Here is a 13,054-nt window from a genome sequence, read left to right as displayed (position 1 = left end):
ATAAATACATTGAAAATGTTATTATTCCAAAAGTCAAAAGTTGTGAATAAAAAGGCTATGTTTCCCGTGACCCCCTCTTACCTTTTTGTGACCCAGCTTGTGACCCAGACACCCCCGAAAGGGGTTAAGCTATTGATTTATATGGAAAAAAGGTGGCGCGGTTGACGGGGCTCGAACCCGCGACCCCCGGCGTGACAGGCCGGTACTCTAACCAACTGAGCTACAACCGCGTTGTAGGCTGTTTATTGATATGACTGACTTCCGTCAAGCGCTCAATTAATCAAATATGTTTTTTTCTTTAATTTAACTTTTTTACAGTTTTCTAGTGGATGTGTGTCTGTAGAAGTCATCTATTAAAAGCCGCGAGGTTGATATTTTAACTAAATAGAAACTTTTTTCTAATTTTTTCTAATAAAAAGTTAAACTAAAAAAAACAATGGTTGAATAAAACAAATTACACCCCACTTGTTTAAGGATAAAAACGACACATCTAAATATTATCGAACATCTTGTCGAGCAGCAAAACGGTGAATAAAATGTCCAGTAAAACAAACCTGTATCCAGTACTTCCTCTTCGTGACATAGTGGTTTTCCCAAATATGGTAGTACCTCTGTTTGTTGGCAGAGAAAAATCCGTAAAAGCTCTTGAAGTAGTTATGTCAGAGGACAAAGAAATTTTGTTGTCTAGCCAAATAGATGCGACGGATGATGATCCAAGCAGTGAGGGCATATACAAGGTTGGTGTTTTAGCAAATGTCTTGCAACTGTTAAAACTTCCAGACGGGACAGTCAAAGTGCTGGTAGAAGGTAATAAAAGGGTAAAAATTTCCGACTTCAGCAAAAATGATGAATTTTTTGAGGCATATGCGGAGGAATTGTCAGAAGATGAAGGGGATACTGAAACAATTAAAGCACTCCAAAAAACAATTGCCTCTGAATTCGAAAAATATGCAAAGATAAAGAAAAATGTTCCAGAGGAGGCCTTAGCTTCCGTGGCTAATGCAGAAGACCCGCGTCAACTGGTTGACTTGATAGCTGGACATCTTGGAATTGAAGTTGAAGAAAAACAGAAATTATTAGAAAATCTGGTGATAAGTGAGCGTTTGGAACAAGCTTACTCCCATATGCAAAGTGAAGTAAGCGTTTTGCAGGTCGAAAAAAAGATAAAAACCCGTGTAAAGTCACAAATGGAACGTACTCAGCGGGAGTATTATCTAAACGAGCAAATGAAAGCCATTCAGAAAGAACTCGGTGATGGCGAGGATGGCCAGAACGAGATTGCCGAACTGGAAGCCAAATTGAAAAATATTAAGCTGAGTAAAGAAGCTAAAGAGAAAGCAGAAGCTGAGATAAAAAAACTAAAATCTATGTCGCCCATGTCAGCAGAAGCAACCGTGGTGAGAAATTATCTTGATTGGCTTCTCTGCCTGCCTTGGGGAGCTAAATCAAGGGTGAAGAAAGATCTAAATCGTGCTCAAAAGATACTGGATGATGATCATTACAGCTTGGAAAAAGTAAAAGAACGGATTGTAGAGTATCTTGCCGTTCAACAACGAAGTAAGAAGGTCAAAGGCCCAATTATGTGCTTAGTTGGACCTCCCGGAGTGGGTAAAACTTCACTTGGCAAATCAGTAGCTAAAGCCACTGGGCGTGAGTTTATCAGAATCTCTTTAGGCGGCGTGCGAGACGAAAGTGAAATCCGAGGCCATCGCCGGACATATATTGGTTCCATGCCTGGTAAAATCATACAAGCGCTGAAGAAAGCAAAGACCACTAACCCGTTAATTCTTCTTGATGAAATTGATAAAATGGGACAGGATTTTCGTGGAGACCCTGCCTCTGCGATGCTCGAAGTTCTAGATCCAGAACAAAATAGTACCTTCGTGGATCATTATTTGGAAGTTGAGTACGATCTGTCTAACGTGATGTTTCTTACTACAGCAAATAGCTATAATATGCCTGAGCCGCTACTCGACCGGATGGAAATTGTTCCACTAGCGGGTTATACAGAAGATGAGAAAAGAGAGATCGCTCTTAGGCACCTTTTAGAAAAATCTCTCAAGAACAACGGTTTAAAAGAGAGTGAATTTTCGCTATCCGATGATGCATTGACTGCAATTATTCAATTTTACACGCGTGAAGCGGGTGTGCGCAATTTGGAACGGGAAATAGCGCGGCTGGCACGTAAAGTTGTTACAAAAATTGTAAAGAAAGAAATTCAGGCCGTGAAAATTACGGAAGAAAATTTATCTGATTATTTGGGAGTAAGAAAGTTTAAGTATGGGCTAGCGGAATTACAGGATCAAATTGGAGTGGTCACCGGCCTGGCTTACACATCTGCGGGTGGAGATCTGTTGCAGATAGAGGCTTTGAAGTTGCCGGGTAAAGGTAGAATGAAAACGACCGGTAAGCTTGGTGATGTAATGAAAGAGTCAATCGATGCGGCCAGTTCATACGTAAGGTCTATTAGCCCGAAGATAGGAGTGAAGCCGACACGTTTTGACAAGCTGGATATTCACGTTCATGTACCGGAGGGAGCAACACCTAAAGATGGGCCCAGCGCAGGGCTTGCGATGGTGACATCAATTGTATCCGTTTTAAGCGGTATTCCAGTGAAAAAAGACTTAGCAATGACTGGCGAAGTCACGCTACGGGGCAATGCGTTGCCGATAGGTGGTTTAAAAGAAAAACTTTTAGCTGCCTTGAGAGGCGGGATAAAAACCGTTCTTATCCCTCTGGATAATGAAAAAGATCTCGCGGAAATACCAGAAAACGTAAAAGAGGGACTCAACATTTTAGCGGTATCGCATGTCGAAGAGGTATTGCAGTATGCTCTCGTCGCGGAACCTGAACCGATAGAATGGGATCCAAATTATGATGATGAACAGCAAGGCTCATCTCTTACAGATAACAAAAGTTCGCCCGGTGCAACTGCACATTAGGCTGAAAAAATAATTATGTTAGTTTTTGAACCGGATAGTTTGAAAAAATATAAAAATCTATTGCACATATTTGGAGCTTTAGATAAGACGCGGTCAGGGGTGATTAGCTCAGTTGGTAGAGCGCTTCGTTTACACCGAAGATGTCGGGAGTTCGAGTCTCTCATCACCCACCATCATAACCTGAGCAGACAAGAGCTGACCGTTACGGAATACAGCTGTAAGATAACCTGCATACTAAATGCTCAGAAACGCAAATACTTGAGCATTGTTTAAATACTTCAGAAGTATTTTAAGAAACTTTGTTCAGATCCCTAAAATCTGTGTTATCCGAGTAAATAGAGGACAAGTAAATGAAACTTGAAAATGACATAGGTGTTTGGGAACCTAATGAACTTGTTTATTCTGCAAGTGATCTCCCAACTTATTCTTACTTAGTGATAGAAGGCCAAGCTCAAATAGTTAGCCCAAGTGGGCTGCGGCTGAGTTCCATAGGATACAATGAATTGTTTGGAGAAGCATCTTTTATTCTCGGCAAAAATCGTACGGTTACTGCAATAGCTGGCGAGGATGGATTAACTGCTCGCCTTATAAAATCGGACCATTTAATAGCGAAATTAAAACAAGATATTTTTCTATCCGCGCTTGTTAGAAAACTCGAGGCAAGGCTATCAAATTCTAATGAAAAGAGCGAAGTGCTAGCAAATGGTATGAAAGATGTTTCGAGCGAAATTACTGCATTCATTGACAGTATTAATGAACGAAATTCTAATGGTAGAATTCTAATTGATAAATTGGATGAGCTAGAAAAAGAATTTGAATATCTAAAATGGAATTTCGGAATAGTTGATTAGATGTATTTCATAGTAAGAGTTTAAATTGAGCTTCACTAAATTATCCCAAATATTATCTCTCATATTCCTAGTTTTACTCACCTTAGAGTTTTTCATTCCAGGTGTGTCATTTTTATTGTTTTTATTACTAACTATTATACCGATTAATATATTGCTAATGGATAGAAACAACTAAACTTTATATTTGTTCAATATCACCCTCAGCTCGAACAGAATAAAATTCATCAACGAAATCATCAAAGCTACTTGACCTAATTGAACTCCTAATACCAGCCATAAGATCTTGATAGTACTGAAGATTATGCCAGGTTAAAAGCATAGAGCTTATTATCTCCTGACTTTTGAAAACGTGGTGTAAGTAAGCGCGACTATAATTTTTGCAAGCGGGACATGAACAATTTTCATCGATAGGCCTTGGATCATCTTGATGACGCGAATTTTTAATATTTAAGACGCCCCTATGGGTAAATATTTGGCCAGTCCTTCCTGATCTGGACGGTAAAACGCAGTCCATCATGTCAATGCCGTTTTTTACGGCGCCAACTATATCGTCAGGCTTACCAACTCCCATTAAATATCTAGGCTTTTCACTTGGAAGCAAATCAGGAGCGTATTTTAAAACTTCAAACATTTTTTCTTGTCCCTCTCCCACTGCCAAGCCGCCAACCGCGTAACCGTCAAAGCCAATTGATTTTAACGCTTCAGCACTTTCTTCTCGTTGTTCTGGGAAAACACTTCCTTGCTGGATTCCAAACAGAGACCGACCCTCTCTATAACCAAAGGCCTCTCGTGAACGCTCTGCCCATCTCATAGACATTTGCATAGAGTTCAGCGCTGTTTTTTCATCAACTGGGTAAGGTGTGCATTCATCGAAGCACATTAAAATATCGCTACCAAAGAGACTTTGCAACTCAATTGATCTTTCTGGAGTAATTAAATGGATTGAACCATCTATATGCGACTTGAACTTAACACCCTTTTCACTAATTTTTGTTAGAGCAGACAGGGACATCACCTGAAAACCTCCACTATCAGTGAGTATCGGATATTCCCAGTCCATAAACTTGTGAAGGCCACCAAGCGAGGCTATGCGCTCCGCTGTTGGTCGCAACATTAAATGATAAGTATTACCAAGTAAAATGTCTGCACCTGTAGAGCGAACAGAACTTGGCAACATCGCTTTAACTGTGGCAGCTGTACCTACAGGCATGAAGGCTGGAGTTCTAATATCCCCCCTCGCTGTCGTTATTTTACCTAAACGGGCCTTGCCATCTCTGGCCTCTAAAGAAAACTTTATGCTATTCTCCCATAAAGATATTTTATATTATGTCGAACGATCCTATGTTTCGCTTATTACAGCAAGCTATTCATCCTCGAGAGACTCAACTGCTTTTTGCAATACATTCTTTGTCACTTCTTTTTCAGTCACACTAGCCTGTTCAAAAACATACTCTACAACCTTATCTTCGAATAAAGGTGCACGTATTTGTTGTTGCATTTGCTCATTCTTTTGAATGAATTCAAAAAACTGTCTTTCTTGCCCTGGATACTGCCTAGCCTGTTCCATAATGGCTTGGGTCATTTCTGCCTCAGTAACTTCTACTTCGGCTTTTTGACCTAATTCTGCCAATAACAAACCTAATCTTACTCTTCGCTCAGCAAGTTTGTTATGTTCCTTTGTCGGCTCTATTTTCTCATGATCGTGGCCCTCAACATCTGGATTTTCGTCATGCCAAAGCTGATGTGCTATTTGACCCGCTTCTGCATCCACAAGAGAGGGTGGCAAATCAAACGAGACCATTTTGTCCAATTTATCGAGCAACTCCCGCTTCATTACGGTTTTCGAGGCACCGGCGTATTCCGCCTCTAATCGCTCAGCTATTTGTAATTTAAGACCTTTTAGATCATCTGAACCAAACTTCTTAGCAAGATCATCATTAATTTCAGCATCCACAGCTTCTTTTACTTCTTTAATCTTGCAACTGAATATTGCATCTTTGCCTGCTAAGTGCTCAGCGTTATATTCTTTTGGGAAAGTAACCTTTACCTCTGGCGTATCTCCAACTTTCATACCAACTAGTTGTTCCTCAAAACCTGGAATAAAGCTGTTGGAGCCAAGTACCAGTGGATAGTCTTCAGATGATCCTCCATCAAATTCTTGGTTGTCTACAATGCCATTAAAATCAATCACAACTTGGTCACCATCTTTGGATTTTGATCCTTTACGCTTTGCTTTGTAGTCCTTCGCAGTAGAAGCAAGGTTATTTAAAGCCTCGTCAACCTCTTTATCAGAAGCCTTAACAGTCATTTTCTTAAGATTCACCTTCGAGAATTCCAAGTCAGGTATTTCTGGCAACGCTTCGTAGGAAAGCTCAACCGAAACGTCATCACCCTCTTTCCAATCCTCATTTGTCATTTTGACATCAGGACGCATTGCAGGACGATCTCCCGATTTTTCAAAATGCTTATTCATCGCACCATCAACACTTTCCTGCATGGCTTCACCCAATACCCGTGGACCAAACTGCTTCTTTAATATCGCCATTGGTACTTTACCTTTACGAAAGCCTTTCATTTCAACATTGGGTTGGGCCTCATTGAGTTTCTCGTCAACCTTTTTATCTAACTCTTTCGCAGTTATCACTATAGAGTAGCCACGCTTTAACCCTTCGTTTAAAGTTTCAGTGATTTTCATCTTTTTCCTCTCACGATCCAACTGATAATTCAGTTAGCAGAATTGTTCATTTAGAATTAGATGCCTTAGTAAATGCGCAGTCTATTATGATCAACCCCGAAATTTTATTAGAATTTCAGTAAATACCTATGAATTTTGATGTTGTAAGAAAAAGAGCAAGTCGATTTGCAAGACAGGCGTAAAAAATCCAAAAAAATGGATCGTCTTAAAGTTTTAAAAATCTAATTTAATTTAATCGATTAAATGTAATTTAAACGCAAACCAATATTGTTTTTTGGGTGACAGATTAAGATTTAATTGGCAAGGTTTACGCCAGATAGAGCGCAAAGGAGAGTTAAATGGCAAATCTATATGCAAAAAATTTTAGTGATGCGGATGAAGTCAAAAATCCACCTAAAGCAAAGGTAGAAGTTGTAAAACTGGGCAATGTAAATGCCTCTAAATTAGTCCTACAACCGGGTTGGGTTTGGTCAGAATGTATTAAGCCAACAGTTGGTGGAGAAAGCTGTCAGGCTGGACATGTTGGCGTCGTGATATCTGGAAGATTAGGATGTTCTCACAATGATGGCTCTAAAATCGAAGTTGGACCAGGCGACGCGTATTATTTTGCACCAGGGCATGATGGATGGGTAATCGGTGACGAACCTTGTATCATGTATGAGATTGTCGAAGGTGGAAAAGATTTTGGCCCGTGGAAGCACGCTAATTAACTAGCTTGTTTCACTATTAGTAAGTTGAACGTGGTGCGGGTGGAGGGACTTGAACCCCCACGCCTCGCGGCGCCAGAACCTAAATCTGGTGCGTCTACCAATTTCGCCACACCCGCCGTTGATCGCAAAACAATCTCCGGCTTCTTTAACAAAAGAAAAACCAAGTTACGAGACCCAAAATGATCTTTTTATAATTTTGGACACCGTTGGCCTGTTACAGATAGCCTACCCAGTTTTTATATTTGATTATTTTTTAATCAATTTGATTATTTTTTCATCTTTTTTATTGTGCATCGTCTAAAAGTTCCTATGTTCCTCAAATGAATCTGGGCATTTGATCATAAACAAATGTACCCATCGTCATTAATCGGTCTGGAAAATTTTATGAAAAAAATAGAAGCGATAATCAAACCGTTCAAATTGGACGAAGTAAAAGAGGCTCTTCAAGATGCAGGTATTCAAGGATTGTCTGTTATCGAAGTCAAAGGCTTTGGAAGACAAAAAGGCCACACTGAACTATATCGAGGCGCGGAATATATTGTAGACTTCTTACCTAAAGTAAAAATTGAAGTTGTTTTAGATGATGATCAAGTCGACGAAGCAATAGAAGCAATTATTGATGCTGCTAAAACTGATAAGATAGGAGATGGCAAAATATTCGTCAGCTCAATTGATCAGGCAATCCGGATCCGAACCCGTGAAAGCGGATCTGAAGCTTTATAACACCATAAAAAGAGAGGAATAATCATGGGCGCAGATACAATGCTCAAAACAATATCAGATGAAAGCGTAGAATATGTTGACATCAGGTTTACTGATCCCAGAGGGAAACTGCAGCACGTTACGGTGATGGCAGATCAGGTAGACGCAGATTTTATTGAAGAAGGTTTTATGTTTGATGGATCTTCTATTGCTGGATGGAAATCAATCGAGGCGTCTGATATGAAACTAATGATCGATACTGATAGTGCTTACGTTGACCCATTTTATGCAGAAAAAACTCTATGCGTTCATTGTTCGGTTGTTGAGCCTGATACGGGTGAAGCCTATGAACGTGACCCTCGTGGGACTGCTGAAAAGGCGGAAGCATATTTAAAGTCTTCGGGTGTAGGCGACGTGGCATACATGGGACCGGAGGCTGAATTTTTTCTGTTTGATAATGTTAAATTTTCAAATGAAATGAATAAGGTATCTTTCGAAGTTGATGCTCTTGACGCTGCATGGAATACAGATACAGACTATGAAATGGGAAACACTGGTCATCGTCCTGGCGTTAAAGGAGGCTATTTTCCTGTCAATCCGATCGATGACGGACAAGATATAAGATCAGAGATGCTATCAACAATGAAGCGGTTGGGAATGAAAGTCGATAAGCACCATCACGAAGTGGCGTCTTGCCAGCACGAACTTGGTCTAATTTTTAACAGTCTTACAAAGCAGGGCGATGAACTTCAGAAGTATAAGTATGTGATTCATAATGTTGCGCAAGCGTACGGAAAGTCTGCGACGTTTATGCCTAAACCGGTGGCTGGTGATAATGGAACCGGGATGCATGTTAACATGTCGATTTGGAAAGGCGGTAAGCCACTTTTTGCGGGAGATAAGTATGCCGATTTATCCCAAGAAGCTCTGTACTACATTGGTGGGATACTAAAACATGCAAAGTCTCTTAACGCATTTACTAATCCATCAACCAATTCTTACAAGCGCTTGATCCCAGGATTTGAAGCCCCTGTACTTCGTGCATATTCAGCCAGAAATAGATCTGGTTGTGTCAGAATTCCATGGACGGAGTCTCCGAAAGCTAAAAGAGTTGAAGCTCGCTTTCCAGACCCATCATCAAATCCTTATTTGTGTTTCTCTGCACTCTTAATGGCAGGGCTAGACGGAATAAAAAATAAAATTAATCCTGGCGAAGCCATGGATAAAAACCTCTATGATCTCCCAGCGGAAGAACTGGCCGATATACCTACGGTGTGTGGTTCTTTGCGTGAAGCAATAGAAGAACTCCAGAAGGATCACGAATATCTTCTAGCTGGCAATGTCTTCACCAAAGACCAAATTGATGGATACATAGAATTGAAAATGGAAGAGATCGAGTCCTACGAACATACTCCTCACCCAGTGGAATACGGTATGTACTATAGCTGCTAAACTAAGGCTTATTTTAATTTCTTGAAAAGGTGTCGGAAGGCACCTTTTTTAATACAAAGGTATGAATTCCAAATACGACTGCACCAGTTTCTGGTAATTTTAAAAAAGTTTGGCGCTCACTGCGAATATATGAAGCTGCCTGATTGGGACTTAACCTGTAGGGTTGATATAGCGTAGGGTCTGAATATTCTAATAGGTTAAATCTCCACATGGGTTGACCAACTCGAATACCATCGAAGATCCTGTTGACGCGTTTTTCAATTTCTGAACTGTATTCAGGAACATTTATGTGGATAGAAACCAACGGTTTCATAAATTTCTCAAGCAAGCGCCAGTTAGCGGGGAAACAGAGTACAGCCGCGCTCAATACGTGTTGACCATTTCGTTTTTCCATCAAACAGAAATCATTTTGAACCAATAGTCCACAAGTCATTAGAGGTTTCTCATAATCAATTTTGACGGTACGTTTATCACGAGTAATTACTTGTTTTTCTGATACTTCAAAATCATCTGCCTTACGCAGAAATTCTAATAAAATGGTGAGAAGCTCGCGTGCTACTGCCTGGCTGTTGTTATCCAACACAATCACGTCATTATTATTTTTCAACAAATCCTCCCGCTCCGCCATTTGATCGCTATAAGCGTCATCAAATATTAACCATTCGTGTGGTTGTAATGGCATTACACCAGGCAATTTTGTTACTTTTTGCCAATCATACGGGATAGATTTTTGAAAAATTGCTTTGCGCATTTTAATAGATAACACTCACTATTATTTAGAAAAAAGCTTTTTATAAGTCACATTTGTATGCTGAAAAGAAGAAATATAAAAGCGACAAGAATTTTCGCTTTCAGACATGATAAAATTTTTGAAATTCGTTAAATTTTTGTGATACTTGGAGCAAACTAGCCATGAACGAGCATCACAGTAACAATAGAAAGATTGATCCACTTAAAAGTTTTCTTTTAGACGATAATACACCAAACGATAAAAACAGAGTAGAAATTGGCCCCACACTTCTTGCAAGAAGGGAGTGGGAAACTGCTGGTTTGGAACTTCCAGACCTTCAGGCCATGCGAAAATTTAGATGGAAAAGGCTAACTAAGCATATAGTAGACCGTGAGTACGGTGGCCTGTTAATGTTTGACCCTTTGAACATCCGATATGCAACTGACAGCACAAATATGCAGCTCTGGAACACACATAACCCATTTCGAGCAGTTCTTTTATGCGCTGATGGTTACATGGTAATTTGGGATTATAAGAATTCTCCCTTTTTGTCTGAGTTTAATCCATTGGTAAAAGAGCAACGTTCCGGTGCAGATCTCTTTTACTTTGATCGGGGTGATAAAATTGGGGATGCGGCAGATGTTTTCGCTAATGAAGTACGATTACTAATAAATGAGCATGGAAATAGCAATAATAGGTTGGCAGTAGATAAAATTATGCTTCACGGATTACGGTCACTAGAAGCTTTAAACCTCAAAGTTATGGATGGAGAGGAAGTGTCCGAGAAATCGAGGTCTATTAAAGGTATTGATGAGATAAAAGCCATGCGATGTGCCTCATATGCTTGTGAAAAAGCGATCTATAAAATGGAGCAAGTTACAAGATCTGAAGTATGTAATGAAAATCTAAGTGAAAATGATATATGGTCGATTTTGCACGCTGAAAATATCAAAAGAGGTGGGGAATGGATAGAAACACGGCTCCTCACATCGGGACCACGCACTAACCCATGGTTCCAAGAATGCGGCCCTAGAATAGTTCAAAATAATGAAATTGTTGCCTTCGACACAGATTTGGTGGGAGCTTATGGAATATGCGTCGATATAAGTCGAACTTGGTGGATAGGCGATCAATCCCCACGCCCAGATATGATTTACGCAATGCGTCATGCCCACGAACATATTATGAAAAATATGGAGATGCTTAAACCCGGTGTTCATATGAGTGACTTAACAAAAAATGCCCATAAATTAGATCAAAAATATCAAGTAGGAAAATACTCCTGTCTTATGCATGGCGTAGGCCTCTGTGATGAATGGCCGTTAATCTCTTATGCCGATAAGTTCGTTGAAGGCGCTTACGATTATGATATCGAGGCAGGAATGGTGCTGTGCGTAGAAGCCCTGGTGAGTCCAGAGAACGGTGACTTTTCGATAAAACTAGAAGATCAAGTTCTGGTAACTGAAAATGGATATGAAAACTTAACCAAATATCCCTTTGATGAAGCTCTCATGGGATATTGATGTTTATTTATAACATAATTTTCAAACATCGGCCCCTTGCTCAAAAATATCACAGGCGCTAAGTACAAAACTGCACTTTTAATATAAGGCAGTATTTATGATCCCACGCTATTCTCGGCCAGAAATGGTCAAAATATGGTCAGCAGAAACAAAATTTAAAATTTGGTTCGAAATAGAAGCTCACGCCTGTGATGCGATGGCAAACTTGGGACTAATTCCTGAGGAAAATGCTGCAGCTGTTTGGAACGCAAAAGACGTTAAGTTTGACGTTGCCAGAATAAATGAAATTGAAGCAAAGACCAAACATGATGTAATAGCCTTTTTAACCCATCTTGCTGAACATATTGGTTCAGAAGAGGCAAGGTTTGTACATCAAGGAATGACCAGTTCGGATGTATTAGATACATGCTTAAATATTCAGCTGGTACAAGCGTCAGATCTGCTCATAAAAGATATAGAGCAACTATTGGCGGCATTAAAGCGAAGAGCTCTAGAGCATAAAATGGATGTACGTATAGGCAGAAGTCACGGAATTCACGCTGAACCAACTACGATGGGGCTGACTTTTGCACGCTTCTACGCAGAAATGGATCGAAACCTGAAAAGAATGCACGTTGCAAAAGACGAGATTTCCACAGGTGCTCTATCTGGTGCAGTTGGCACGTTCGCTAACTTGGACCCAGCTGTTGAAAAGTACGTCTGTGAAAAACTAGGATTAACTCCTGAGCCTATTAGCACACAGGTTATTCCCAGAGATCGTCATGCTGCATTTTTTGCCACCCTTGGCATCATTGCAAGTTCAATAGAAAATATTGCAACAGAAATCCGACATATGCAGAGAACAGAAGTTCTTGAGGCTGAAGAGTTTTTTTCAGAAGGTCAGAAAGGTTCTTCAGCAATGCCTCATAAACGCAATCCAGTTCTGACAGAAAATTTAACTGGCCTAGCCCGCTTAATCAGAATGGCCGTAGTTCCAGCTTTAGAAAATGTGACACTTTGGCATGAACGTGACATATCACATAGCTCTGTCGAGAGAAATATTGCTCCCGATACTACAGTAAATCTAGATTTTGCCTTGAACCGGCTGGCCAATGTGATTGACAACCTAGTTATCTATCCTGACAACATGCTTAAAAACATGAACAAGTTTAAAGGGTTAGTGATGTCTCAGAGGGTGTTGCTAGCATTAACACAAGCGGGAGCAAGTCGCGAGGACGCATATAAATTAGTTCAACGTAATGCAATGAAAGTATGGGAAGATAACAAAGATTTCCAAGATGAATTACTATCCGACAAGGATGTGAGGCATTTCTTAAGTGAAGAAGATATAAGAGAGAAATTTGATCTAGCTTATCATACTAAAAGCGTCGATACGATTTTTAAGAGAGTTTTCGGAAAATAAACGAATAAATAGAAAGTAAGCTTTTCAAAAACCTCTTACCTCAGTTT

General features: G+C 40.0%; 10 protein-coding genes and 3 tRNA genes. 8 read left to right on the top strand and 5 right to left on the bottom strand.

Annotation, left to right across the window (positions count from 1 at the left end):
- Nucleotides 1-153: 153 nt before the first annotated feature.
- Nucleotides 154-230, bottom strand: a tRNA-Asp gene (locus tag ACTF5Q_RS04710).
- Between the two features lie 306 nt (nucleotides 231-536).
- Here ACTF5Q_RS04710 and lon point away from each other — a divergent pair.
- The 3 genes from lon to ACTF5Q_RS04695 all read left to right on the top strand — a co-directional run bounded on the left by lon (nucleotide 537) and on the right by ACTF5Q_RS04695 (nucleotide 3,793).
- A complete protein-coding gene (gene lon / locus ACTF5Q_RS04705; protein WP_438953514.1) occupies nucleotides 537-2,942 on the top strand; it encodes an endopeptidase La in 2,406 nt (801 codons plus the stop codon).
- A 97-nt stretch (nucleotides 2,943-3,039) separates the two neighbouring features.
- Nucleotides 3,040-3,115: transfer RNA gene (locus ACTF5Q_RS04700), tRNA-Val, on the top strand.
- A gap of 177 nt (nucleotides 3,116-3,292) precedes the next feature.
- A complete protein-coding gene (locus ACTF5Q_RS04695) occupies nucleotides 3,293-3,793 on the top strand; it encodes a cyclic nucleotide-binding domain-containing protein (protein ID WP_020044881.1) in 501 nt (166 codons plus the stop codon).
- Nucleotides 3,794-3,971: 178 nt separating this feature from the next.
- On the opposite strand, the gene tgt is transcribed toward ACTF5Q_RS04695, so the two are convergent.
- Together tgt and tig are read right to left on the bottom strand one after the other, a co-directional pair.
- The gene (gene tgt / locus ACTF5Q_RS04690; RefSeq protein WP_438953516.1) at nucleotides 3,972-5,090 is read right to left on the bottom strand and encodes a tRNA guanosine(34) transglycosylase Tgt; all 1,119 of its coding nucleotides are present in this window, start codon (nucleotides 5,088-5,090) and stop codon (nucleotides 3,972-3,974) included.
- Nucleotides 5,091-5,156: 66 nt separating this feature from the next.
- Nucleotides 5,157-6,488 carry a trigger factor gene (gene tig / locus ACTF5Q_RS04685; RefSeq protein ID WP_438953513.1) on the bottom strand — a complete coding sequence of 444 codons (1,332 nt, stop codon included), beginning with the start codon at nucleotides 6,486-6,488 and terminating at the stop codon, nucleotides 5,157-5,159.
- Nucleotides 6,489-6,826: 338 nt separating this feature from the next.
- Here tig and ACTF5Q_RS04680 point away from each other — a divergent pair, with 338 nt between their 5' ends.
- Nucleotides 6,827-7,198, top strand: a complete 372-nt coding sequence (locus ACTF5Q_RS04680; protein WP_153692238.1) for a cupin domain-containing protein — start codon at nucleotides 6,827-6,829, stop codon at nucleotides 7,196-7,198.
- A 31-nt stretch (nucleotides 7,199-7,229) separates the two neighbouring features.
- Here ACTF5Q_RS04680 and ACTF5Q_RS04675 read toward each other — a convergent pair.
- Nucleotides 7,230-7,314: transfer RNA gene (locus ACTF5Q_RS04675), tRNA-Leu, on the bottom strand.
- Nucleotides 7,315-7,582: 268 nt separating this feature from the next.
- Between ACTF5Q_RS04675 and ACTF5Q_RS04670 the strand changes: the two genes are divergently transcribed.
- Together ACTF5Q_RS04670 and glnA are read left to right on the top strand one after the other, a co-directional pair.
- Nucleotides 7,583-7,921 (top strand): P-II family nitrogen regulator, encoded by a 339-nt coding sequence (locus ACTF5Q_RS04670; protein WP_438953512.1) that lies wholly within the window; start codon nucleotides 7,583-7,585, stop codon nucleotides 7,919-7,921.
- Nucleotides 7,922-7,945: 24 nt separating this feature from the next.
- Nucleotides 7,946-9,352: a type I glutamate--ammonia ligase gene (glnA, locus tag ACTF5Q_RS04665; protein WP_438953511.1), complete on the top strand. Its 1,407-nt coding sequence runs from the start codon at nucleotides 7,946-7,948 to the stop codon at nucleotides 9,350-9,352.
- A 13-nt stretch (nucleotides 9,353-9,365) separates the two neighbouring features.
- On the opposite strand, the gene ACTF5Q_RS04660 is transcribed toward glnA, so the two are convergent.
- Nucleotides 9,366-10,103, bottom strand: coding sequence for a heme-dependent oxidative N-demethylase family protein (locus tag ACTF5Q_RS04660; RefSeq protein WP_438953510.1), 738 nt, complete (start codon nucleotides 10,101-10,103; stop codon nucleotides 9,366-9,368).
- 161 nt (nucleotides 10,104-10,264) lie between these two features.
- Here ACTF5Q_RS04660 and dddP point away from each other — a divergent pair, with 161 nt between their 5' ends.
- Both dddP and purB read left to right on the top strand, forming a co-directional pair.
- A complete protein-coding gene (dddP, locus tag ACTF5Q_RS04655) occupies nucleotides 10,265-11,605 on the top strand; it encodes a dimethylsulfonioproprionate lyase DddP (protein ID WP_438953509.1) in 1,341 nt (446 codons plus the stop codon).
- Nucleotides 11,606-11,702: 97 nt separating this feature from the next.
- On the top strand, nucleotides 11,703-13,007 hold the full coding sequence (purB, locus tag ACTF5Q_RS04650) for an adenylosuccinate lyase (protein WP_438953508.1): 1,305 nt from the start codon (nucleotides 11,703-11,705) through the stop codon (nucleotides 13,005-13,007).
- Nucleotides 13,008-13,054 lie beyond the last annotated feature (47 nt).

The organism is Candidatus Salinivivens marinus, assembly GCF_965655845.1.
Classification (GTDB): domain Bacteria; phylum Pseudomonadota; class Alphaproteobacteria; order Rhodobacterales; family Rhodobacteraceae; genus Salinivivens; species Salinivivens marinus.
Note: the sequence above shows the minus strand (reverse complement) of the source record. Positions and strands in the feature narration are given on the sequence as shown.